Consider the following 24,029-nt stretch of genomic DNA (forward strand, 5'->3'; position numbering starts at 1 on the left):
TCACGCCCACCGCGGCGTACGGGCCAGCAGTGCGGCGACCGCCACCACACCCGCCGTGGAGGTGCGCAGCACCTCGGCGCCGAGCTTGACCGTCTGGGCTCCGACCGCCTCGAAGGCGGCGATCTCCTCGGCTGTGAGACCGCCCTCGGGCCCGACGACCACCACGATCCGACCGCTCTCGGGCACCGGGACCGACGCGAGGGCGACCGCGCCCTCCTCGTGCAGGACCACCGCGAGGTCGGCGTCCGCGGCGAGGTCGACGGCCTGCTGGGTGTCGTGCAGGCCGCTCACCTCGGGGTGGTGGGCTCGCCGGGACTGCTTGGCCGCCTCCCTGGCGGTGGACTGCCACTTCGCCCGGGATCTGGTCGCCCGCTCCCCCTTCCAGACCGCGACCGAGCGGGCCGCCGCCCAGGGAACAATCCGGGCACACCCGACCTCGGTGAGCACCTCCACGGCCAACTCGCCACGATCGCCCTTGGGCAGGGCCTGGATCACTGTCACGGCGGGGTCCGGCTCCGGAGAGTGCTCCACGTGGGTGAGGGTGACCGAGAGCCGACGCTTCCCGGTCTCGGCGACCTCGCCGACCGCCGCGGTTCCGGCGCCGTCGGTGAGCATCACCTGCTCACCGACCCGCAACCGACGTACGGCGACCGCGTGGTGCGCCTCGTCGCCCTCCAGGGTGACGGTCTCGCCGGGCGCCACTCCGGCCAGTGAAGGACTCAGGTGGACCGGGAGCGACATGGCCGGCCTCTCAGTGCCCGTTGAACGCGTCGCGGAGCTTGCCGAAGAAACCGTGGCCACCCTGCTTGAGGTTGCCCGTGGGAGTGTCCTCGCCGCGGAGCTCGGCGAGCTGGCGCAGCAGGTCCTGCTGGGCGTCGTCGAGCCGGGTGGGAGTCTCCACGGCCACGGTCACGACCAGATCACCGCGGCCGCCACGCAGTCCGGGCACGCCACGAGCCTTGAGCACGGTGTCCTGGCCCGACTGGGTGCCCGGCTTCACCTCGAGGTCGAAGGAGGTCTCCAGCCCCTCGGTGTCAGGCGTCTCCCCTGCCACCAGGTCGGCCTCGAGGGTCGGCAGGGTGAGGGTGGTGCCGAGGGCCGCCGCGGTCATCGGCAGCGTGACCGTGCAGTGCAGGTCGTTGCCGTGCCGCACGAAGGTGGGGTGCTTGGCCACGTGGATCTCGACGTACAGGTCCCCCGCGGGGCCGCCACCGGGCCCGACCTCGCCCTGCTCGGCGAGTTGCACGCGGGTGCCGGTGTCGACGCCTGCCGGGATCTTCACGGTGAGGGTACGACGCGAGCGGACCCGACCGTCACCGGAGCACTCCCGGCAGGGGTCGGGGATGATGCTGCCGAAGCCTCGGCAGGCCGCGCACGGCCGCAGGGTGCGCACCTCGCCGAGGAAGGACCGCTGCACCTGGGCGACCTCACCGGCTCCGTGACACGTCTCGCACGGCACCGGGTGGGTGCCCGACGCGGTGCCCTCGCCCTGGCACAGGGTGCAGAGGACCGCAGTGTCGACCTTCAGCTCCCGGGTGACGCCGAAGGCAGCCTCGGCCAGGTCGATGTCGAGCCGGATCAGGGCGTCCTGGCCACGGCGTACGCGCGGACGCGGGCCGCGGCCGGCGCCGGTCCCACCGGCCGCCCCGCCGAAGAAGGCGTCCATGATGTCGGTGAAGGAGAAACCGGCGCCCTGGCCGAAGCCACCGGCCCCGCCGAACGGGTCGCCGCCCCGGTCGTAGGCCGCCCGCTTCTGCGGGTCGGAGAGCACCTCGTAGGCGTGCGAGATCTCCTTGAACTTCTCCTCGGCCTCGGGACCGGGATTGACGTCGGGGTGGTACTGCCGGGCCAGCTTGCGGTAGGCCTTCTTGATGGTGGCGTCGTCGGCGTCGCGGTCGATGCCGAGGAGCTCGTAGGGGTCCAACGTCTTCTCTTCCTAGTTCCGGTGCGAGTTCGGATGCCGGCCCGAGGTGGGCGGCCGGTTCACGTGGTCGGGATCGGTCTGGTGGCGGACCGGTCGGTGCGGATGTCTCACGACTCGTCGAGGATCTTGGAGACGTAGCGGGCGACGGCGCGCACCGCGCCCATCGTGCCGGGGTAGTCCATCCTGGTCGGGCCGACCACTCCCAGGGTCGCGAGAGCCTCGTCGCGCGGACCGTAACCGGTCGCGATCACTGAGGTCGAGGACAACTCCTCGTAGGGTCCCTCGGCCCCGATCCGCACGGTCAGCGCTCCACCGGCACTGGCCTCGCCCATCAGTTTGAGCAGGACGACGTGCTCCTCGAGGGCCTCCAGCAGCGGTCCGACCGCGGTGGTGAAGCTGTCGCCGTACCTGGCGAGGTTGGCGGTGCCGCCCACCGCGATCCGCTCGTCGGAGCGGTGGTCGACCATCGCCTCGGTCAGGGCATCCACGACCGCGCTGGTCGCGCCGGCGCCGGCCGGGTCGGCCTCCTCGGCGAGTTCCTTGAGCAACCTGGCCGCCTCGGCGATCACGCCCCCCTGAGCCACCTGATTGAGCTGGGTGCGCAGGTCGGCGAGCGCCTCGTCGTCGAAGTCGTCGGCGACCTCCACGACGCGCTGCTCCACACGGCCCGTCGAGAGGATCAGCACGACCAGCAGGCGGGTGTCGGTGAGCGAGACCAGCTCGATGTGCCGCACGGTCGAGCGGGCCAGGGTGGGGTACTGGACGACGGCGACCTGATGGGTCAGCTGGGACAGCACGCGGACCGAGCGCTGGACGACGTCGTCGAGGTCGACCGCCCCGTCCAGGAAGCTGGAGATGGCGCGGCGCTCGGCCGAGCTCATCGGCTTGACCGTGGTCAGGCGATCGACGAAGAGTCGGTAGCCCTTGTCGGTGGGCACCCGGCCGGCACTGGTGTGCGGCTGGTGGATGTAGCCCTCGTCCTCGAGGGCCGCCATGTCGTTGCGGACCGTCGCCGGCGAGACTCCGAGGCGGTGCCGCTCGACCAGGGTCTTGGATCCGACAGGCTCCGAGGTGGAGACGTAGTCCTGCACGATCGCCCGGAGTACGGCGAGTCTCCGGTCATCCTGCTGCACGCTGCTGCACCTCCTGATCGGGCCGGCCGGATCATCGGTCGATGTTGGCACTCAATACCCCGGAGTGCCAATGCTACAGCCCGGCCCCCCACCCCGACCCAGCCGAGGTGTCCGAGTGTTGCGCGCCACATGCCGTCGACTGGGACCATCGCATAGGTTAGGCTCACCTTAGTGAGTAGCAGTTGATCCGACTTCCCTGAGAGGTATCACCGTGCAGGTCGCCGACACGATCCGCCTCGCCGCCGAGGCGCGCAGCATTCTCTCCTGCCCCGCCCAGGTGGAGCTTGTCGTCGACGGCGTCCCCCTCGAGGGCGACGAGCGTACGTCGATGCGCGAGGCCGGCGCCGTGCCCACCTTCACCTGCGCCCTGGACGGACCGCTCTCCTTCGCGGGCGCCGCCGGTCACGAGGCCCTGCTCACCATCCACTCCGGCCTGGGCACACCGGGGTCACCGGCGCGTCGCACGACCCTGCGCGTCGCCGGGTCGCTGCGCACGATCGGACGGGAGGCCTGCACCTGCTGCGATGAGATCCGTGACCTGGTCGGCCTCGATGTCACCTATGCCCTGCTGGTGCGCTCCTCACCCGACGGTGCGCCCGAGGAGCGGATGCGGGTGCCGCTGGCGGAGTTCCGCTCGGACGTGCACCAGCTCAACGACGGCTACCTGCTCCGCTCGGCGGAGCACGCCAACCTGTGTCACCAGGAGGAACTGCGCCGGGCGGTCTCGCACCGCCAGCAGGTGCGCCTCCGCGAGATCGTCGGGGTCCAGCTCTCCGGGCTGACCCGCGACTCGGTGGCAGTGGACTGGGTGGATCTCGACGGAGCCCACCGGATGCACCTGGACTTCCCGCATCCGGCCGTCACCACCGAAGAACTCGGGATGCTGCTTCGCCACGAGCTGCACCCGGGCATCTGCTGAACCCGGCCTGACCTCACCCGCCCGCGGACACGGACCGCGGGACACCCCAGCGGGCAGGGCTGGCCCGCACCGGCCTCAAGGGGGATGGCCGGTCCGGGCATAGGGTGACGGCGTGAGGTCAGCCGGGTTCAGCGAGATATCCGACCGGGTGTGGCTGCTGCGGCACCCCTGGTGCGAGGTCAACCTCACCGTGGTCGGGGGCCAGGACGGACTGGTCGTCATCGACACACTCCCCTCCTCCGGCGCCGCGGACGACCTGGTGCCGCTTCTGCGCCGGCTCCCCGGCGAGGTGGTCGCCCTGGTCAACACCCACTGGCACGTCGACCACTGCTTCGGCAACCACCGACTCCGCGAGGAGTACGCCGGGGTGCCCGTCCACGCCCACGAGCAGGCGGCCGAGGAACTGCGCGAACATGCCGAGGAGGGTCGTACCGAAGCCCTCGGCACCGCCCCCGACGACGCCGCGCGCGAGGACCTGCGGCGGACCCCGGTCCTGCTGCCGGACCGGCTGTTCTCCTCGGTGGCCGTGATCGACCTGGGCGATCGCCGCCTCGAACTCCTGCACCCCGGCCGCGGGCACACCGCCGGCGACCTGGTGGTGACCGTGCCGGAGGCGGACGTCCTCGTCGCGGGCGACCTCGTCGAGGAGTCCGGGCCACCGGCGTACGGGCCCGACTCCTTCCCGCTGGAGTGGCCGCTCAGCCTCGACCTCGTCCTCGGCCTGCTCGGCCCCGACACGGTGGTCCTGCCCGGGCACGGCGCCCCGGTCGGGCGCGAGTTCGTGCTGGAGCAGCGCGCCTCCCTCGGCGTGGTCGCCGAGACGATCCGCCACCTGGCCGGGGAGGGACTCGACGCGGACGCCGCGCTCGAGGCGGCCGAATGGCCGTTCCCCGCCGCCACCCTGCGCGACGCCGTACGCCGCGGCTTCGCCCACCTGCCGCGCTCGCAGAAGCGGCTGCCGCTGATCTGATCGCCGGCTGGGGCCGGCGGATGGGTCACACCCCGCGCGTCGCGGCACCGGTGGAGGGCCCCGCTGGGCTACGGTCGCTCGTCGTGGATCGCTACGGGACCGACGTACTGGCCGGGGACTGGCGCAAGCCCAAGCGCGGGCGGGCCGTGGAGGCCCCTGCGGAGCTGGGTGCGGTGGTCGAGGAGGTCGAGACCGGGTGGGTCGGTGAGATCGTGCGGGTCGACCGCGACCTCGGCACCGTCACCCTGGAGGACCGGCGCACCAAGCGACGCGTCTTCCCGCTCGGCCCCGGCTTTCTGCTCGAGGGCAAGCCGGTGATCCTTCGCCCGGCCGTGCCCGCCAAGGCGGCGCCCGCCGGGCCGCGGCGCACGGCGTCCGGGTCGATCGCGGTGGAGAAGGCACCTGCCCGGGTCGCCCGGCAGAGCCGGATCTTCGTCGAGGGCCGGCACGACGCCGAACTCGTCGAGAAGGTGTGGGGCGACGACCTGCGGATCGAGGGGGTGGTGGTCGAGTACCTCGGCGGGGTCGACGACCTGGCCGACCACCTCGTCGACTTCCAGCCCGGCCCGCAGCGGCGGGTCGGCGTCCTGGTCGACCACCTGGTCCAGGGGTCCAAGGAGAGCAGGATCGCGAACGCGATCATGCGAGGTCCCCACGGCGCCCATGTCCGGATCGTCGGGCACCCGTTCATCGACGTGTGGCAGGCGGTCAAGCCGGACCGGCTCGGGCTGAAGGAGTGGCCCCGGATCCCGCGCAACATCGAGTGGAAGAAGGGGATCTGCCAGCAGCTCGGGTGGCCGCACCGCAACCAGGCCGACATCGCCCGCGCCTGGCAGCACATCCTGTCCAAGGTCGGTTCCTACGCCGACCTCGAGCCGGCCCTGCTGGGCCGGGTGGAGGAACTGATCGACTTCGTCACCGTGGAGTGAGCCCGGCCGGCCACGCCGTCAGGCTCAGTAGGCGGCCTTCGGCATGATGATCCACATCGCGATGTAGAGGATGAACTGCGGCCCGGGCAGCAGGCAGGAGGCGATCGCCAGGGCGCGGACGAGGGTGACGTTCCAGCCGAAGCGTTGGGCGATCCCGGCGCAGACACCGGCGATCATCGCGTCGTGGCTGGGGCGGGAGAGGGTCGTGCTGCTCATGTCCTCCACGCTACGGCGGACCGGCCGCCCACCCCATCGGGAGCGACCCTGATCTATCCCTGATTCAACCCAGGAGGTCGCGGACCACGGCGTCGGCCAGGAGCCGGCCGCGCAGGGTCAGCACCAGGCGGTCGTCCTCGAGGCCCCCGAGGCCGTCGGCCACCACCTGATAGGCGCGCTCGGGCTCCTCGAGAGCGGCCAGCGGCAGGCCGTCCCGCAGGCGCACCTCGAGTAGCACCCGCTCCAGCGCCTGGGTCTCGGCGTCGAGGATCTCCCGCTGGTACGCCGGGGAGAACCCTTCGGCCAGCCGGGCGGAGTACGCGCTGGGGTGCTTGACGTTCCACCAGCGCACTCCCCCGACGTGCGCGTGGGCACCGGGCCCGATGCCCAGCCAGTTCTGGGAGGTCCAGTAGTACTCGTTGTGCCGGCACCGGGCAGCTCGGTCCCGAGCCCAGTTGGAGACCTCGTACCACCCCAGTCCGGCGGCGCCGAGGCGCTCGTCCACGAGTTGGTACTTGTCGGCCAGGTCGTCCTCGTCGGGCATCGGCAGCTCGCCCCGCCTCACCCGGCGGGCAAGGGCGGTGCCGTCCTCCACGATCAACGAGTACGCCGACACATGGTCGGGCCGGCAGGCCAGCGCGGCCTCCACCGACCTCTCCCAATCAGCCAGGGACTCACCCGGCGTGCCGTAGATCAGGTCCAGACTGACCTGGTCGAACCCCGCTGCCCGCGCCCATTCGACGGCCCGCGGCACCCTCTCCGGATCATGGGTCCGGTCGAGCACCTCGAGAACGTGCGGCACCGCCGACTGCATCCCGAAGGAGAGCCGGGTGAACCCGCCCTCGCGCAGTTCGGCAAGGCTCTCGGGGGTCACCGAGTCGGGGTTGGCCTCGGTGGTCACCTCGGCACCGGCTGCGAGCCCGAACACCTCACGGACGGCCGCGAGCATCCGCACCAGGTCAGCGCTGGGGAGCAGGGTCGGCGTCCCGCCTCCGAAGAAGACCGTCTCGACCTCGGGCGCACCGGTGAGGACTCCACCGAGGAGTTCGACCTCGCGCACCGCGGTCTCGGCGTAGGAGGCCTGGGAGGCGCCGCCGCCCAGCTCGGTCGCCGTGTAGGTGTTGAAGTCGCAATAGCCGCACCGGACCGAGCAGAACGGCACGTGCAGATAGGCCCCCAGCGCACGTTCGGGAAGCGTCGCGAGAGCCTGGTCGGGCAGGCTGCCGTCGGCCGGCGCGGGGTCGCCGAGCGGCAGGGTGGAGGGCACCCCACCATCCTCCCAGCCCGCCCCGGTGACGGCACATTGCCGGGCGCACTCGCCCCGGGACGCTCGCGAAGCCGGTGTTGATCAGCGATTACCTAGGACTGGTAGAACCTGTCGATGCGCTCCTTCTGGTTCTGCTCCACGACGTTGCGCTTCACCTTCAGCGAGGGCGTCAGCTCACCGGACTCGATGGTCAGGTCGTGGTCGAGGATCTCCCACTTCTTGACCGTCTCCCAGCGGTTGAGCTGGGAGTTCAGCTGCTCGACGTAGTCGGCCACCATCGCGTGCGCCTGCGGCGAGGTCACGATCTCGGCGTACGGCTTGCCTCCGAGGTCGTTCTCCTCGGCCCACCCGGCGATCGCATCGGGGTCCAGGGTCACCAGGGCGACGACGAAGTTTCGCTCCGCCCCGAAGACCAGGAACTGGCTGGCGAAGGGGCAGATCGCCTTGAACTTCGCCTCGACGGCGGACGGCGCGATGTACTTGCCGCCCGAGGTCTTGAACAGGTCCTTGATCCGGCCGGTGATGGTGAGGTAGCCGTCCTCGTCGAGGCTGCCCTTGTCGCCGGTGTGCAACCAACCGTCGGCATCGATCGCCTCCGCCGTCTGCTCGGGCAGGTTGTGGTAGCCGGCCATGATGTGCGGACCGCGCAGGAGCACCTCGTCGTTGGCGCCCAGCTTGACCTCGCTGCCCGGCAGCGCCGGGCCGACGGTGCCGATGCGGTAGTCGAGCGGGTGGTTGACCGTGCCGCCGGCGGCGTTCTCGGTGGCGCCGTACCCCTCGAGGATGGTGACGCCGGCAGCGTCGAACCAGCGCGCGATGTCGGGGTTGAGCGCCGCGGCGCCGGAGATGAAGAACCGCACCCGGCCGCCGAACCGCTCGCGGATCTTGGCCAGCACGAGCTTGTCGAGCACCGCCAATTGGGCCGAGAGCAGCATCGGCACCCCCTTGCCCTGCTCGAGCAGCTGCCGGCGCTCCAGGGCGAGCTTGAAGGCGCGGTCGAACAGGGCCTTCTTCGGCCCACCTTCGGCCGCCATCATGGTGATGATTCGGGCATGGGCCTTCTCGAAGATGCGAGGCGCGGCGCCCATGAAGGTCGGCTTCACGACCGCCAGGTTGTCCACGATCTTGTCGATCCGACCATCGACGGCGGTCGGGAAGCCGACCGCCAGCTGGGCGCTGAGCAGCACCTTGCCGAAGGAGTGCGCCATCGGCAGCCAGAGGAACTGAAGGTCGGACTCGTCCAGGATGTCCTGGGCACGGACCGCCTCACCCTCATAGACCCAGGACCTGTGCAGGAGCCGGACACCCTTGGGCCGCCCGGTGGTGCCCGAGGTGTAGATCAGGGTGGCCAACTGGTCGGGCGTGATCGATTCGGCGATCCGCTCGACCAGGTCGGGGTGCTCGGCGAGGAAATCCTCACCACGTGCCGCCAGGTCGTCCAGCCCGATGACCCGCTCACCGTCGGTGGTGCCCTCGAAGGTCACCAGAGTGCTGAGGGCGGGCAGTTCGTCGGCGTGCTTGGCGATCTTCTCCAACTGGGTGTCGTCCTCGGCGAAGACGATCCGGCACTCCGAGTCGCCGAGGATGTAGCCGACGTCGGTGTCGTTGGTGGAGGGGTACACCGTGGTGGTCGCGGCTCCGGCGCACATCACCGCCAGGTCGGCCACGATCCATTCGTACCGGGTGCCGGAGGCGATCCCGACCCGCTGCTCGGGCTCGATGCCGAGGGCGACCAGGCCCGCCGCCAACCGGGTGACCAGGTCACCCACCTCACCCCAGGTCACCGATTCCCAGACCCCCTCGCCCTTCTCCAGGACCGGGAAACGGTAGGCCTCACCGTGCGGGCTGCTCTTCACCCTGTCGAGGAACTGGACCGCAACGTTGCGGGGCATGTGGTCGAGGAAGCTCACATCGGCATGAACAGGCATGATGCTCCTGGCGCGTCGGGGTCTGCAGGGGCTGGAATGGTGCCGACCCTATGCCACGGCGGTGAGCCGCGTCACGCCTTTCGGACGCTCAGGTGACCTGCCGGTAACCGATGCCCCATCGCCCACGGACCGACGGGGTCCTGGGCCGGGTGGGCCTCGGTGAACGAGCTGCCGCGGACATGACGAAGCCCCGGTGGGCCGACTTGCGGCGACCCACCGGGGCTCGACGTGTCAGATCAGGCGTTGACCTGGGCCGGCACGCTCTGGTTCGCGATCCGGTTCTCGGCGTCGACCATCCAGGCGAGCTGCTCGATGCGCGTGATGATCGCGTGCAGCAGGTCCGCGGTGGTGGGGTCCTCGGCGTCGACGTCGTCGTGGATCCGACGGGCGGTGCCGCTGACGGCGTACAGCGCGGCGGCGATGAGGTCCACGGTCGTCGCGGAGTCGACCTCGCGGGCCGGGAACGGCGCGAGCGTGGTCGCCTCGGCGATCGTGGTGGCGCGGGCGTCAGGGGTGACGTAGACGGCACGCATCCGCTCGGCCACCTCGTCGGTGAAGTCACGGGCCGCGTCGACGATCTCGTCGAGCTGGAGGTGCAGGTCGCGGAAGTTGCGGCCGACGACGTTCCAGTGCGCCTGCTTGCCCTGCAGGGAGAGCTCAGAGAGGTCGACCAGGAGCTGCTGGAGGTGGTTGGCCAGCTGCTCGCTCGCGGTGAACGGCGGGTGGGCGGTGTGGGTGTTCGCCATGGTCTGGGTCATCGTTGTTTCCCCTCGTTGGTGATTCCGAACGACCCCGACTCAACCACCTTCTTTGGAACCATTCCAGACAAGTGAGCCTTGCCTTAGCCCCGTTCCACGCTCGAACGACCCCCGCTTGCGACGTCGATGTGGGCGGGTTCACGCCGCTCCGCCGCGACCGTCCGCCTGCCGCCCGAGATGGGCGTCGATCCTGGCCCGCACCTTGGTCGCCAGGCCGTCGATCACGAGCAGTTCCGGCAGCCGCGAGCGGTCGATGTTGATCGCGTGGAACATGGCGGCCGCGGTGATGCCGTGTCCGGGACGGTGCACCACCTCGATCGGGTCGCCCGCCCTCAGCTCACCCTCCTCCACCACCCGCAGGTAGACCCCGGGTCGGCCGGCCCGCGTGTAGCGCTTCACCCAGCCCGAGCCGTCGAAACCTGACACCTCCATCCACGACCGGAACACATGGCACGGCGTCCGCACGTAGCTGAGCTCCAGCAGGGTCGAGCCCACCCGCCACCGCTCCCCCACCTCCGCGGCGTTGACATCGATCCCGGCGGTGGTGAGGTTCTCCCCGAACAGTCCGTCCCGGACCGGCCCGCCCAGTTCGCGGGCCCAGTCGTCGAGGTCCTCGCGCGCGAAGGCGAAGACCGCCTGGTCCGGCCCGCCGTGGTGGGCGGTGTTGCCCTGTTCGTCACCCGCCAGGCCCAGGCGTCGCACCGCGACCGGGCCGGTGACCGATCGCTTGTCGATCGCGGTGCGGTCCGCCCCGGCGTACGCACGCGCCCGGGCACGCCCCACGTTGACCGAAACGATGTGGGGGGTTCGCGCCTGGACCATGGCCCCACTCTCGCAGAGCGCCCGCGAGGATCGCACCGGCCCATCCGCCTGCCGGACGTCAGTCCTGGACCGCCTTGGTGACACTCACGCACATGGTCAGCAGCGCGTCGCCGGCGGTACTCCGCCCGGCGGCTGACGGATCCTCCAGCCACTGAAGCGCGAGATCCAGCATGCGTACGACGACCCAGCCACGGGCGCGCTGCTCGTCCAGCCCGGCGACGTCGACCGCCGCGAAGAAGCGGTCGCGCAGGCCGTCGCGCACCCGGTGGGCGAGTTCGTCGTACCGGTTCCAGAGCAGAGGCGCGACCTCGTAGTGCGGGTCACCGGAGAGCGGCTTGGGATCGATCGCCAACCACGCCTCGCGGTCCGCGGCCAGCACGTTGCCGTAGTGCAGGTCGGTGTGGACCAGGGTGCCGTCGGTCTCCGGGTCGGCCGCGAACTCGCGAGCGAGCCCGCGGGCCTGATCGACCAGTCGGGGCGGGAGCGGGACTCCGCCCGGCAACGCCTCGAGGCGATCGGCCAGGTGGGTCGCGTGATCCGAGAGCAGCCTCAGCTGCGGCGGCGCCGGCCGGTGCAGACGGGAGTAGAGACCGGCCACGGTCTCCGCGGCCTGGACGTCCCAGACCTCGCCGAGATCTTCGCGGTGGAGTCGTTCGAGCAGCAGCGCCCAGCGGTGCGGGTCGGCCCGGAGGAGACGGACGGCACCATCCCCGCCCCACCGCTGCAGGGCGAGCGCCTCGTGCTCGGCCTCGGGGTGCGGGAACCCCACCTTGAGTGCGCCGCTCTCGCCCGCCCCCGTGCGCACGGGGAGCACCAGCGAGCAGTGCCCGTGGGTGAGCTCACCGTCGGGCTGAAGCCGCCACTCGTCGAGCAGGCCGGCGGTCAATGCCGGGAGCCGGTCGATCCACTCCGCCCAGTCCGCACCGCGCGCGGCCGCTGCCCGGAGACCGGGCGGCACCTGGATCCTGATCATCGCGGCCGATTGTGCCGCACCGACGCGGACGGGCGGAGCCGGAGCCGGAGGCGAAGCGCGCTGCCCCGCTACGCTCCCGGGGTGGTCGCGATCTCCTGGTCGGAATTGAACGCCCTCAGCTGTGCGCGCCAGTTCGCGCATCCTCCGTCCCCGACCGCACCAGCCGACACCGAGCACGTCGCCGCCCTGGTCGATCGGATCGGGCCGATCCAGGCGCAGACGGCGCGCTCGCCGTTCATCGGGCTGGCCGCGCGGCTGCCGGGGTTGACCCGCGACACCGTGGCAGCGGCGTACGAGTCCGGCGGGATCGTCCGTGGGAGCACCCTGCGCGGCACGGTGCACACCTGTACGCCGGAGCAGCACGCGATCCTCGCCCCGGTCACCCGGATCGGGCTGCGGGCGCTGTGGCGCCGCACGCTCCGACTGCAGCACAGCACCCTGGAGGAGACCTGGGACGGGATCGAGGCCTTCGCGGGGGACGAGTGGCGCACCCCCGCGCAGCTCTCCGACCACCTGCGGGGCTGGCTGGACGCGCGCGGGGAGGACGTCAGCGTCCTCGACCCGCCCATCGGCCGATATCTCGCCTTCGGTCACGGCGGTCTGATCCGCCGCCCGCTCAGCGGCGGCTGGGAGCGCCAGGGTGCTCCCGGCTACCGCACCGCGGACCGCGTCGTGGACCGTGGCGCCGCACCCGCTGACCCGGTCCTCGCCGTCGCTCGCCTCCACCTGCGCGCCCACGGGCCGGCCACTCGGAAGGATCTCGCCTGGTGGTCCGGCGTAGGGCTGCGCGAGATCGACCGGGCCCTGCGGGTGCTCGACGAGGGGCCCGACGGGCCGCTGGTACGTCGTACCGGCCCCGACGGAGGTGAGTACGTCGACCTGCCGGACGCTCCCGAGCCGGTCGAGGAGAAGGGAGTGCGGCTGCTCCCGGAGTTCGACGCGGTGCTGTGCGGCTACGCCCCTGCGGCCCGCGACCGCTTCGTGGCACCCGACCACCATCGGCTGCTGTGGGAGAAGGCGAACGGCGTCATGCGTCCGCCGGTGCTGCTGAACGGACGGATCGAGGGGTTCTGGCGGTTCGATGGCAATGGCCGCACGCGCGCCCTGGAGGTGCACACCTTCGACCGGGTCGTACGCCGCCAGGACCTCGAGTCCCCGGTGGCGACCCTCGAGGCCGCCCTGGACCTCACCGTGGGGACGGTGACCCTGACCCGAGGCTGAGTCCGAACACCGGGTGCCTCGCCCACTCCGGTCCGCGCCCGATGCGCGCTCGACCGCCGCGACCTACCTGTCCGGCGATGCGATCGTGAGGACGACGACGCGAGCGCGGCCGCGCACCTCACCGGGCCCCATCACCAGGTCGAGGGCTCCCGCCTCCTCCGCTCCGGCGGCGACCCTGCCCTGGACGACGAACGCCGCCTGGTCCGCGGCCAGCGGCAGCACCGAGGTGCGGGAGAGCTCCAGGACGGTGGCCGAAAGCCGGTGGCCGCGCTCGGCGATGAGGTTGAGTGCGCGCACCGGCCCCTCCGGCAGCGCCGCGGCGACCTCGTCGTCCCCGGAGAAGGCGAACGGGCGGGCCGGTTCGACCACGCTCTCGGCGGGACCGTCCGGACCGCCGACCTCGAGCACCAACACCTCGCCCGCAACCAGGGTGAGCAGCCGGTCCTGACCGGGGAAGGAGGAGAAGGAGCCGGGACGGTCGACGTCGGCGAGGCTGATCCGCCACCGCCCATCGGCTGCGCTCAGCAGCTCGCGCGTCGTACCGCCACCGTTGGCCCACGGCTGCGGCACCACCTCGGCGGTGCGGACCACGGACACCGCGAGCTACTTCTTGCCGGTCTTCTCGTTGGACGGCTGGGTGGTGGAGAGCGCGGCCACGAAGGCCTCCTGAGGCACCTCGACACGGCCGACCATCTTCATCCGCTTCTTGCCCTCCTTCTGCTTCTCCAGCAGCTTGCGCTTACGGCTGATGTCGCCGCCGTAGCACTTGGCGAGGACGTCCTTGCGGATGGCCCGGATGTTCTCCCGGGCGATCACGCGGGCGCCGATGGCGGCCTGGATCGGCACCTCGAACTGCTGCCGCGGGATCAGCTCCTTGAGCTTGGCCGCCATCATCACGCCGTAGGAGTACGCCGCATCGCGGTGCACGATCGCGGAGAAGGCGTCCACCGGCTCGCCCTGGAGGAGGATGTCGACCTTGACCAGGTCGGCGGCCTGCTCGCCGGACAGCTCGTAGTTGAGCGAGGCGTAGCCCTTGGTCTTGGACTTGAGCTGGTCGAAGAAGTCGAAGGCGATCTCACCCATCGGCAGGGTGTAGCGCATCTCGACGCGGTCCTCGGAGAGGTAGTCCATGCCGAGCAGCGCGCCGCGCTTCTCCTGGCACAGCTCCATGATGGCGCCGATGTAGTCGCTCGGGGAGAGCAGGGTCGCCTTGACCACCGGCTCGTGCACCTCGGAGATCTTGCCCTCGGGAAACTCGCTCGGGTTGGTCACCACGTGCTCGGAGCCGTCCTCCATGAAGACCTTGTAGACCACGTTGGGCGCGGTCGAGATCAGGTCGAGGCCGAACTCGCGCTCCAGCCGGTCGCGGGTGATCTCCATATGCAGCAGGCCCAGGAAGCCGCAGCGGAACCCGAAGCCCAGTGCACCCGAGGTCTCCGGCTCGAAGGTGAGCGCCGCGTCGTTGAGTTGGAGCTTCTCCAGCGCCTCGCGCAGCACGGGGTACTGGTCGCCGTCGATCGGGTAGAGGCCGGCGAAGACCATCGGGTTGGGGTGCGCGTAGCCGCCGAGCATCTCGGTGGCGGGGCGCGTGGCCGTCGTGACCGTGTCGCCCACCCGCGATTGACGCACGTCCTTCACTCCGGTGATCAGATAGCCCACCTCGCCGACACCGATGGTGGTCGCCTTGGTCGGCTCCGGGCTGATCACCCCGACCTCGAGCATCTCGTGGACGGCGTTGGTCGACATCATCCGGATCTTGTCGCGGTGGTTCAGCTGACCGTCGACGACCCGCACATAGGTGACCACGCCCCGGTAGGTGTCGTAGACCGAGTCGAAGATGAGCGCCCGGGCCGGCGCCTCGGGGTCGCCGACCGGCGGCGGCGTCTGTCGCACGATCTCGTTGAGCACCTCCTCGACACCCATCCCGGTCTTGGCGCTGACCCGCAGCACCTCGTCCGGCTCGCAGCCGACCAGGTTGGCCAGCTCGGCGGCGTACTTGTCGGGGTTGGCGCTGGGCAGGTCGATCTTGTTGAGCACCGGGATGATGTGCAGGTCGGCGCCCATGGCGAGATAGAGGTTGGCCAGGGTCTGGGCCTCGATGCCCTGGGCGGCGTCGACCAGCAAGAGGGCGGCCTCGCACGCCTCCAGCGAGCGCGACACCTCGTAGGTGAAGTCCACGTGCCCAGGAGTGTCGATCATGTTGAGCACGAACGTGCGGCCGGCGTCCTCGCCCTCACTGACCGTCCAGGGCAGTCGCACCGCCTGGCTCTTGATAGTGATGCCGCGCTCGCGCTCGATGTCCATGCGGTCGAGGTACTGCGCCCGCGCCTCGCGCTCGCCGACCACGCCGGTCAACTGGAGCATCCGGTCGGCCAGGGTGGACTTGCCATGGTCGATGTGCGCGATGATGCAGAAGTTGCGGATGATCGCGGAGTCGGTGGAGCCCGGCTGGGGAGCCGCGGCCTTCGGCGCAGTGGACAAGTCGGCGAACACTTCCTTCACAGGGACGTCGATGCCGCCAGTGTCCCATGCACGATGACAAGGGACCCAACCCGCTGCCGCCTGCGCGCTCGGCGCCCTGTTCGCGCCACCGGTCAGATCGGGGTGGCCCTCGCTCCCGGGGCGTCGCGACACCCCGGACGTACCGCTGCCGCACCGGGAGTGGGGCCGGTGGGGAGTCGCGGAGCCGGGGCGTCCTCGGGGGCCAGTGGGGATGCCGCGATCGGGTGGGACACCGCGGGCGGGGGCCTCTCAGTACTGGTGGAACCAGAGGCCGAGGTACGCCGACTCGCCGGGGCAGGTGATGTTGCGATCGCGGTCGGCCTCGACCCACTGGGCCATCACCGCCGCACCGCCCTGGAACATCGCGTCCGCACCACATCGGCGCAGTGCCTCCGCGCGCGAGGTCTGGCCGGCGGCCCGCCACTCGGGGAGCCCGAGACGGAGGTCGCCCACCACCTGCCCCCACAGGTACTGGGTCGAGTAGACACCCACGTCGTAGCCACGGTCCTGGTAGGCCCGGACGCTCCCCCGTACGACCGCGGAGTTGGCCACCGGATCAGCGGACCACTCGAAGTCGCCGACCGGTTCGACGTCCACCCAGATGGCGGGCGCCTGCAACCCGGCCGAGGTCATCGTGCGGAGGTTGAACAGCGCCTGCTGGTAGCCGGCATTGCCGAGCCGGCCCTGCTCGGAGGAGGCGTCGAAGGGGCCGTCGTCGGCGTACTGCTGGAGGTGGTGGGCTTCGGGATAGCTGACCACGGCGTACGCACCGAACATCAGGTGGCGCTGCTTCACCCACTGGCCCTGCTCCGCCAGACACGGGTTGGGGTACATGCCGGGCCCGTTGGTCAGCCCGAGGACGACGAACTCCGAGTCCTCGAACGGCATCGGGGCCCCGTGCGACTTCTTCTCCGGGATCCCCATGCCGGCCGGGCACTGCGGCCAGCTGGCGTCCGCGCCGACCACGGGGCCGCGGTCGCGCAGTTCCGGCAGCGGCGGCACCGTGATGCTGGGCTCGGCCCCGCTCGCGGGGGGAGACGTCGTGGCCGGCGGTGCCGGGTCCGACGAGGCAGGTGCACCAGGCACTGCCGGGTTGGTCGCACCGGGCGGTTCCTCCCCCGCGGGCGGTGCGGCGGAGCTCGGCGCAGCCGGTGAGGCCGATGACACCGATGAGGCCGGTCCCGCGGGGTCCTGGGCTTCGCCGGCATCCCGACCCGTCCGGTCGCCGCAACCGGAGAGCAGGACGATCGCCGCGGCCACGCCAGCCACGCCAGCCAGGCCAGCCAGGCCACGACCGGCGGGGCGTCGTCCGCGGTGGTTCATGGTGCTCCTCTGCTCGTCACGTGGGGTTCAGGAAACCGACAGACCTCGCTCACCGTTCATTGTCCCCATCCCGACAACGTGTCCCATCGTGAACCTGCCCTCTCGGACCCCCTCCAGCCCCCTCGACTCCCCCTCCACCCCTGCTGGTGCCGCACTGGGACGCCGACAGATCCTGCGCGGGACCGCCGCCGGCGTCGTACTCGCTGCACCTCTGCTCGGCGGACCCCTGCTCGGCGCTCCGGCGGCCTCCGCCTCCGCAGCGGGGCGGGCGCCCTCCGCTCCGGCGTTCGTGCGCACCGGCCGCCCCGTCCTCACCCACGGGGTGGCCTCCGGTGACGTGACCACCCGCAGCGCGATGCTGTGGTCGCGGGCGGACCGGCCCGCACGCCTCGTCGCCGAGATCTCCGGAGACCCCGCGTTCCGTCACGCCGTCCGGATCCCCGGACCGCTTCTCACCGCATCCTCGGACTTCACCGGCTCGCTCCCGCTACACCGACTGCCGGCCGGCGAGGAGCTCTTCTACCGTCTGCGCGCGGTGGACCCACACGACCCGCGCCGGAGCGGACCCTGGGAGAGCGGCCGGCTGGTGACCGCCCCGGAGCGGCGGCGCGACGTACGCTTCCTCTGGTCCGGGGACGTGGCCGGACAGGGCTGGGGGGTCAACCCCGACCTGGGCGGCTTCCGGATCGCCGACGCCATGCGGGCCCGGCGCGCCGACTTCTACCTCAGCTCCGGCGACAACGTGTACGCCGACGGCGTGGTCACCGGGAGCGTGGCCCTCCCCGACGGGAGGATCTGGCGGAACCTGGTCACCGAGGAGAAGAGCAAGGTCGCCGAGACGCTCGCGGAGTTCCACGGCAACTACCGCTACAACCTGCTCGCCGACAACTGGCGGGCATTCCTCGCCGAGACCTCGGTCATCGCACAGTGGGACGACCACGAGGTCACCAACAACTGGTATCCCGGCGAGATCCTCGACGACGACCGCTACACCGAACGGCGGGTCGACGTGCTGGCCGCGCGTGCGCGACGGGCCTTCCACGACTACATGCCGGTCAGCGCCGTCTCCCCCGACCCGGACGGCCGGGTCTACCGGGTGCTGCACCTGGGACCGTCGCTGGACCTGTTCGTCCTGGACATGCGCACCCACAAGGATCCCAACACCTCCTCGATGGAGACCCGCGCGGACGGCGGCGTGCTCGGCGAGCGACAGACCGCCTGGCTGCTGCGGGAACTGGCCCGCTCCCGCGCCACCTGGAAGGTCATCGCCGCAGACCTGCCGATCGGGCTGGTCGTGCGCGACGGCGAGACCGCCCAGGAGGGACTGGCCAACGGCGACCCCGGTTCGCCTCGGGGCCGGGAGATCGACCTGGCCCGGGTGCTGTCCGGACTGCAGCGGATGGGCATCCGCAACCACGTATGGCTCACCGCGGACGTCCACTACACCGCCGCGCACCACTACTCACCCGACCGGGCGGCGTACCAACGCTTCGACCCGTTCTGGGAGTTCGTCGCCGGCCCGCTCAACGCCGGCTCCTTCCCGCACGGCGACCTGGACGCCACCTTCGGGCCCTCCCGGGAGTTCGTGTCCTCGCCACAGGCGGCCAACACCTCTCCGCTGGAGGGGCATCAGTACTTCGGCGAGGTCGAGGTCGACGGTCGGACCGAGTCGCTCACCGTCACTCTGCGCGACGTCGTTGGTGCCGCGCTCTACACGCGGACCCTGGAACCCGCCGCCCGCTGATCGGCCGGCTCCACCACCTCCGCGCCACCACTCCCACTGGCCCGCTCCGGGCGTTCCGGCCCGGCTGTCCCGCTCCGGGACGGTCCGGGTCGGTCCGGGTCGGTCCGGGTCCGTCGGTCCGGGTCGGTCGGTCCGGGTCGGTCGGCCGCGGTTGGTCGGTCCGGGTCGTTCGGCCCGGGTCGGTCGGTCCGCTTGCGTCGGTCCGGCGGAGTCGGTCTGGCTGCTCCGGCCGGGCGGGTCGTCGTACCCCCGGCGCACCCCCGGGGGTGGGAGCAGTCGGGCGCGGACGGCGGGTGGGCGAGGATGGTCGGCGTGATCGCGACGACCATTCCGCACGGCCGCACCGCCCGACGCCTGGACTGGGCGCATCTGCCACCCGTCGTCCGCACCGCGATCGAACGACGGCTGGGCTCCCGGGTGGTGGGGTCGGAGTCCCAGGACGCCGGCTACACGCCAGGCTTCGCCTCGGTGCTCGTCTGCGCCGACGGGTCGCGGCACTTCGTCAAGGCCGCATCCCTCAAGGCCCAACGGGCCATCGCGGAGGCCTACCGGGAGGAATCGCGCAACCTCCCCCTGCTGCCGCCGACCGTCCCCGCACCCCGGCTGCAATGGGTGCTCGACCAGGACGACTGGTTCGCCCTGGGGATCCAGTACGTCGAGTCCCGCCCGCCGCACCGGCCCTGGGTCGCCGAGGACCTGCGCGCCGCCGCAGACGCCCTTGTCGAGGCCGGCCGGGCCCTGACGCCCGCGCCGGGACTCGGGCTGAGCACCTTCGCCGAGGAGTTCGCCGCCTACCCGGAGTACTGGTCCCGGCTGACCCATCTGCCTCATCACGCGGAGGCCGCCGAACTGGCCGCCGGGTTTGCCGAGGTCACCGCCGGCGACACTCTCGTGCACACCGACATCCGCGACGACAACATCCTCATCACGCCCGACGGCACCGCCTCGGTGTGCGACTGGAACTGGCCGGTCGTGGGCGCCGACTGGATCGACTCCCTGCTCCTCCTGATCGGGCCGCGCGGCGACGGCGTCGACGTCGAGGCCGTGATCGCCGACCACCCGCTGCTCGCCGACGTACCGGCCGGATCGCTGGACCGGCTCCTGGCGCTGCTGACCGGATTCTTCCTGGTCTCCGCCACCGCTACCGCGCCCCGCACGTCGCCGTACCTGCGGACCGTGCAAGGATGGCAGGGCGAGGTGTGCTGGGACTGGCTCTGCGAACGCCGCGGCTGGCGCTGATCCCTCACGGCACCGCTTCGCCGGATTTTGGCGCCTCCGCGCGCGCTGGTAACGTTGCTGGTCGCGTGTTCAGCTAGGCCTCTCCCCTCTCACGCCCACGAGAGGCCACACGGGAGAGCGCGCCAGGCAATCACCACACCCACCTTCGAACACGAGGAACCAAGACTTCACATGGCGAACATCAAGTCGCAGATCAAGCGGAACAAGCAGAACGAGAAGCGCCACGAGCGCAACAAGGCTGTCAAGACCGAGCTCAAGTCGCTGATCCGCAAGTTCCGCGAGGCCGCCTCCGCCGGCGACAAGGACGCTGCGATCGAGGCCGGCCACGCCGCCAACCGCAAGCTCGACAAGGCCGTCTCCAAGGGCGTCATCCACAAGAACCAGGCCGCCAACCGCAAGTCGGCCATTGCGAAGAAGGCCGCCTCGCTCTGAGCCGAGCCCGGCTCTCAGGCCCGAGAAGGGCCCGTCTCCTCCGGGGGACGGGCCCTCTTCTCATTTCCGGCAGCAGGACTCAGCGCGCATGCTCTCGCAGGGCGGTGACCGTGAGGACCATCCGCTCCATGGTGTACGCCGGGTCGCTGGCCCCTCCCTTGAGGTCGGCGTCGGCAGCGGCGACGGCGCGGATCGCCAGCCCGAGCCCCGACGTGCTCCAACCCCGCGCGAGCCTGCCCAGCGAGTCACGACGCCACGGCGGGAGGTTGCCGTCGCGGTTGCCCGCAGCGTGGTTGGCCACCGAGCGGAGCTGCCCTGCCACCGCGGAGAGGATGTAGACCGGCGAGGTGCCGCGGTCCATCGACCAGCGCAACTCCTCCAGCGCCTTGACCCGCTGGCCGGCGAGGATGGCGTCGGCGATGACGTAGTTCTTCACCTCGGCCCGGCCACCGAAGTACTGCTTCACCCGGTCCTCGGTCAGCGTCTCGCCCGGGAAGTCGTCCACCAGTTGGTGCGCGGCCGCCGAGAGCGCCCGGAGATCCTGGCCCACCGCCTGGAGCAGGAACTCGATCGCGCCGTCCTCGATCCGGCCACCGAAGGACCGCACCTCGGCCGCGACGAACTTCGGGAACTCCGAGGACTTCGGCTCGGCACACTTGTGCTCGGTGACAGCCCGCAGCTTGCGCAGCTTGGCGAGCACGCCGCTGCCTCGGGCTCCACCGGAATGCACCAGCACCAGCGCGACCTCCTCCGAGGGAGCCGCCGCGTAGTCGAGCAGCCCGGCCACGGACTCATCGGGGAGATTCTCCAGCCCGCGCACGATCACGCAGCGGATGCTGGAGAACAGCGACGGCGCGGAGAGCTCGCCCAGGGTCGCCAGGGTGAGGTCGGCGGCCTGGGTCTCGCCGAGCTCGGACTCGGGGTCGAACCCCGTGACCGCTCGCCTCACCTCCGCGACCATGCGCTCGCCGAGGAACTCCTCCTTGCCGGTCACGAGGGTGACCCGCCCGAGGACATCTGCCGCTGCTACACCCTGTCGCGCCATGGTGGGACAAGCCTGTCACAGCACACCGACAGTGCCGGCGCGGGGCGCACGCTCGAGTGCCACCTGACCACCTTCGCGGGCGCGTCTGCCCACTCGCCCGTCCGGCGAGGCTCGCGACGGCGATGACGCCCGGACCCCGGTGAGCCCGGTGAGCCCGGTGAGCCCGGTGAGCCCCGGGGACGCCCGGTGAGCCCGGGTGAGCCCCCGGGACGCCCGGGCGACGGCGCTCAAGGAATCGGGCTCAGCTCAGGGCGGTCCGTCGCGCACCCTGACCTCGATCGCCCCCGCTTCGTCCCCCTCCCCCGACTCGGTGCCGACCCCAGCGGTCCTCGGCCGGCCGAGGACCGCGACCGCGCCGTCCCGGTCGGTGCGGTACACGTCCGCACCGGCGCCTTCCAGCGCCTCCAAGGTGGGCTCGGCCGGGTGTCCGTACTCGTTGTCGCCACCCACCGACACCACCGCCACCTCCGCCTCCAGCGCTGCGAGCCAGGCGGCGTCCTGGAACCTGCTGCCGTGATGCGGCACCTTCACCACGTCGACCTGGAGCCCGCTCGTGGCCCGGCCCAACGCCGCCTGGGCGGGTGGTTCGACGTCCCCGGTGAGGAGCATCCGCACCCCCGCCACCTCCACCAGTAGGACGACGCTGGCGTCGTTGGCCGCCGACTCCCCCTGCCCGAGGGACACGGCCCCCGGAACGGGCCCGATGACCTGGTAGGTCGCCTCCCCGACACCACCGGATTCGCCGTACGCCGCAGCGCGCAGCGGCACCCCTGCCCGATCGGCCAGGGCGTGCACTCGGCGAGCACCATCGGCCGGTTCTTCCAGCGGCGAGGCAAGGATCTGCCCCACCGGCCGCTCACCGAGGAGTCCGTCGAGCCCTCCCACGTGATCGGAGTGGAAGTGGGTGAGGACCACCAGGGGAACCTGCTCGATCCGGAGCTCGTCGAGGCAACGATCGAGCAGATCCGGCTCGGGCCCGGTGTCGACCACCACCGCCCGGTCCGGGCCGGCGCGGATCACCAGGGCGTCCCCCTGGCCCACATCGCAGGCGACGAGCGCCCAGTCGGCGGGCGGCCAGGCACCGGAGGGGGACCCGGGCCCCCAGGCGGCCGAGGGTGCGGTCACCACCGCCACCATCGCGATGGCGCAAAGGATTCCTCCCGCCGGGTGCCGCAAGACCCGCGGACCAGCCAGCGCGAGCAACAGGCTGAGCAGCGTGAGCAGACCGAGCGCCAGGGGTCCGCTGCCCCAGGCGATCTCGGCCACCGGCAACGCGGCGCCCCGCTCGGCGACCAGGATCACCCAGGCCACGCACCATCCGGCAAAGGTGCCGATCCGTTGGGCGGCACCCAGCCAGACCAGCGCCACCAGACCGCCGAGCAGCCCGAGCACCGTGGCCGGGCCCACCACGGTCTGGACAAGCAGATTGGCCACCACCGCCACCATGCTCACCTGACCCGAGATCGCCGCGATGACGGGAAGGCAGGCGAGCTGGGCCGCAGCCGGGACGGCGATCGCCTCCGCACACCACCGCGGGAGCCAGCGAGCCAACGCGTCGCGCCACGGCGGGCCGAACACCAGGATCCCTGCGGTCGCCAGCACGGACAGCGCGAAGCCGGCCGAGACCGCCAGCCAGGGGTCGACCAGGAGCAGACCCAGCACCGAGAGCCCCAGTGCCCGCAGGGCACGCTGAGCGCCGTTGCTCCCCATCGCGATCAGACCGACCGTGCCCATCGCAGCCGCTCTGACCACGCTCGGCTCGGTGCGGGCCAGCAGCACGAAGCCGAGGATCCCGAGTGCGCCGACGAGCAGGAGCCATCGCCCCCGGACCCGGCACCATCGCGCCACGACGAGAAGGAAACCCACGACCAGGGTGAGGTTGGTGCCGGAGACGGCGAGCAGATGGGTCAGGCCGGTGGTCCGGAAGTCGGCGGCAAGGTCCGGCCGGATCGCCTGGTCGTCGCCGTCGACGAGCGCCGGCACCAGGGCCGCCTGGTCGGCGGGGCGGGCCGCCACCGCCGACCGCACGGCGGCCCGGAGATGCGCGGCACCCCGCCACCACAGGTCCGGCCCGGCGAGGACCTCCGGGGCGCCGCGTGCGGCGGCGAACGCGGCCTCCTCCCCCTCACCGGGCCCGAGCCGCGCGCCCAGCCTGACCCGCGCACCGAGCGGAATCTCGGCCCAGGTCTGATCGCCACTGACCAGCACCTCGGCACCGAGTCGGTAGGAATGGCCCCGCCCGGTCACCTGCTGCACCCGAAGCCGGAGCATCCAGCGTGGGCCGTACGCCGTCTCCACCCGCCGAACGTCCGAGCTCACCTGTCCCTGGAGAGTGACGGCCGCACGATCCCGGCCGAGCTCGGCGACCGGGCTCCCCTCCGCCTGGGTGGAGCGGAGCAGCAGCCCGGCACCGCTGACCGCCGCGACCAGCAGGGTCACGAGCAACGTCGCGCGCCAGCGTGGGCTACGCAGCACCACCGCGAGCGCCATCAGCCCGACGACCCCGGCCATGACCAGCACCCAGGCAGGGAGGTGATCGTGCCCGGAGAGTGCGGCCGCGGCGAGCGTGCCGATCCATGAGGCAGCGCCCAGTGCCGGCAGTCTCAGGTCCGCACGTACGGCGGCACCGAGCCATCCCCTGGAGGCGTCCGCAGCCTCCTCGCTCTCGGGCAGCCGCGGCACGG

21 protein-coding genes are annotated in these 24,029 nt (G+C 71.6%); 7 read left to right on the top strand and 14 right to left on the bottom strand.

The genetic code is table 11. The features are described from left to right. From G515_RS0117160 to hrcA, 3 genes are all read right to left on the bottom strand, one after another. Entirely contained in the window at positions 1–741 is a 741-nt protein-coding gene (locus G515_RS0117160) for a 16S rRNA (uracil(1498)-N(3))-methyltransferase (protein WP_028661135.1), read from the bottom strand. A 10-nt stretch (positions 742–751) separates the two neighbouring features. Further along, positions 752–1,924 (bottom strand): molecular chaperone DnaJ, encoded by a 1,173-nt coding sequence (dnaJ, locus tag G515_RS0117165; protein ID WP_028661136.1) that lies wholly within the window; start codon positions 1,922–1,924, stop codon positions 752–754. Positions 1,925–2,031: 107 nt separating this feature from the next. Next, complete coding sequence (gene hrcA / locus G515_RS0117170; protein WP_036555924.1) at positions 2,032–3,057, bottom strand: heat-inducible transcriptional repressor HrcA; 1,026 nt, start codon at positions 3,055–3,057, stop codon at positions 2,032–2,034. A 211-nt stretch (positions 3,058–3,268) separates the two neighbouring features. Between hrcA and G515_RS0117175 the strand changes: the two genes are divergently transcribed. From G515_RS0117175 to G515_RS0117185, 3 genes are all read left to right on the top strand, one after another. Next, on the top strand, positions 3,269–3,976 hold the full coding sequence (locus G515_RS0117175) for a hypothetical protein (protein WP_028661138.1): 708 nt from the start codon (positions 3,269–3,271) through the stop codon (positions 3,974–3,976). 112 nt (positions 3,977–4,088) lie between these two features. Beyond that, entirely contained in the window at positions 4,089–4,946 is an 858-nt protein-coding gene (locus G515_RS0117180) for an MBL fold metallo-hydrolase (protein WP_028661139.1), read from the top strand. 83 nt (positions 4,947–5,029) lie between these two features. Then, complete coding sequence (locus tag G515_RS0117185) at positions 5,030–5,875, top strand: DUF3097 domain-containing protein (protein WP_028661140.1); 846 nt, start codon at positions 5,030–5,032, stop codon at positions 5,873–5,875. Between the two features lie 24 nt (positions 5,876–5,899). Here G515_RS0117185 and G515_RS0117190 read toward each other — a convergent pair whose 3' ends face one another. From G515_RS0117190 to G515_RS0117215, 6 genes are all read right to left on the bottom strand, one after another. Further along, entirely contained in the window at positions 5,900–6,091 is a 192-nt protein-coding gene (locus tag G515_RS0117190; protein WP_036555927.1) for a PspC domain-containing protein, read from the bottom strand. A 64-nt stretch (positions 6,092–6,155) separates the two neighbouring features. Next, on the bottom strand, positions 6,156–7,358 hold the full coding sequence (gene hemW, locus G515_RS0117195; protein ID WP_028661142.1) for a radical SAM family heme chaperone HemW: 1,203 nt from the start codon (positions 7,356–7,358) through the stop codon (positions 6,156–6,158). A 92-nt stretch (positions 7,359–7,450) separates the two neighbouring features. Further along, positions 7,451–9,286: an AMP-dependent synthetase/ligase gene (locus G515_RS0117200; protein ID WP_051218521.1), complete on the bottom strand. Its 1,836-nt coding sequence runs from the start codon at positions 9,284–9,286 to the stop codon at positions 7,451–7,453. Positions 9,287–9,522: 236 nt separating this feature from the next. Further along, positions 9,523–10,044, bottom strand: a complete 522-nt coding sequence (locus G515_RS0117205; RefSeq protein WP_051218522.1) for a Dps family protein — start codon at positions 10,042–10,044, stop codon at positions 9,523–9,525. A 138-nt stretch (positions 10,045–10,182) separates the two neighbouring features. Then, a complete protein-coding gene (locus G515_RS0117210) occupies positions 10,183–10,866 on the bottom strand; it encodes an MOSC domain-containing protein (protein WP_028661145.1) in 684 nt (227 codons plus the stop codon). Positions 10,867–10,924: 58 nt separating this feature from the next. Continuing rightward, positions 10,925–11,839, bottom strand: a complete 915-nt coding sequence (locus G515_RS0117215; protein ID WP_036555929.1) for an aminoglycoside phosphotransferase family protein — start codon at positions 11,837–11,839, stop codon at positions 10,925–10,927. Between the two features lie 81 nt (positions 11,840–11,920). Between G515_RS0117215 and G515_RS23155 the strand changes: the two genes are divergently transcribed. Then, the gene (locus G515_RS23155) at positions 11,921–13,060 is read left to right on the top strand and encodes a winged helix DNA-binding domain-containing protein (RefSeq protein ID WP_028661147.1); all 1,140 of its coding nucleotides are present in this window, start codon (positions 11,921–11,923) and stop codon (positions 13,058–13,060) included. A 63-nt stretch (positions 13,061–13,123) separates the two neighbouring features. On the opposite strand, the gene G515_RS0117225 is transcribed toward G515_RS23155, so the two are convergent. The 3 genes from G515_RS0117225 to G515_RS22120 form a co-directional block, all read right to left on the bottom strand. Next, positions 13,124–13,657: a HutD/Ves family protein gene (locus G515_RS0117225; protein ID WP_028661148.1), complete on the bottom strand. Its 534-nt coding sequence runs from the start codon at positions 13,655–13,657 to the stop codon at positions 13,124–13,126. A gap of 6 nt (positions 13,658–13,663) precedes the next feature. After that, complete coding sequence (lepA, locus tag G515_RS0117230) at positions 13,664–15,541, bottom strand: translation elongation factor 4 (protein ID WP_028661149.1); 1,878 nt, start codon at positions 15,539–15,541, stop codon at positions 13,664–13,666. Between the two features lie 270 nt (positions 15,542–15,811). Then, positions 15,812–16,564: a glycoside hydrolase family 25 domain-containing protein gene (locus tag G515_RS22120; RefSeq protein ID WP_084653683.1), complete on the bottom strand. Its 753-nt coding sequence runs from the start codon at positions 16,562–16,564 to the stop codon at positions 15,812–15,814. A gap of 409 nt (positions 16,565–16,973) precedes the next feature. Between G515_RS22120 and G515_RS22125 the strand changes: the two genes are divergently transcribed. The 3 genes from G515_RS22125 (at position 16,974) to rpsT (ending at position 20,300) form a co-directional block, all read left to right on the top strand. Beyond that, positions 16,974–18,629, top strand: coding sequence for an alkaline phosphatase D family protein (locus G515_RS22125; RefSeq protein WP_245565453.1), 1,656 nt, complete (start codon positions 16,974–16,976; stop codon positions 18,627–18,629). 303 nt (positions 18,630–18,932) lie between these two features. Next, positions 18,933–19,868, top strand: coding sequence for a phosphotransferase (locus tag G515_RS0117245; RefSeq protein WP_028661150.1), 936 nt, complete (start codon positions 18,933–18,935; stop codon positions 19,866–19,868). Positions 19,869–20,039: 171 nt separating this feature from the next. Beyond that, the gene (gene rpsT / locus G515_RS0117250; RefSeq protein ID WP_028661151.1) at positions 20,040–20,300 is read left to right on the top strand and encodes a 30S ribosomal protein S20; all 261 of its coding nucleotides are present in this window, start codon (positions 20,040–20,042) and stop codon (positions 20,298–20,300) included. Positions 20,301–20,379: 79 nt separating this feature from the next. Here rpsT and holA read toward each other — a convergent pair whose 3' ends face one another. Next, on the bottom strand, positions 20,380–21,345 hold the full coding sequence (holA, locus tag G515_RS0117255; RefSeq protein ID WP_028661152.1) for a DNA polymerase III subunit delta: 966 nt from the start codon (positions 21,343–21,345) through the stop codon (positions 20,380–20,382). A gap of 246 nt (positions 21,346–21,591) precedes the next feature. Next, a complete protein-coding gene (locus tag G515_RS22130; RefSeq protein ID WP_245565454.1) occupies positions 21,592–24,027 on the bottom strand; it encodes a ComEC/Rec2 family competence protein in 2,436 nt (811 codons plus the stop codon). Positions 24,028–24,029 lie beyond the last annotated feature (2 nt).

It is taken from the genome of Nocardioides insulae DSM 17944, assembly GCF_000422825.1.
Lineage (GTDB): Bacteria > Actinomycetota > Actinomycetes > Propionibacteriales > Nocardioidaceae > Nocardioides > Nocardioides insulae.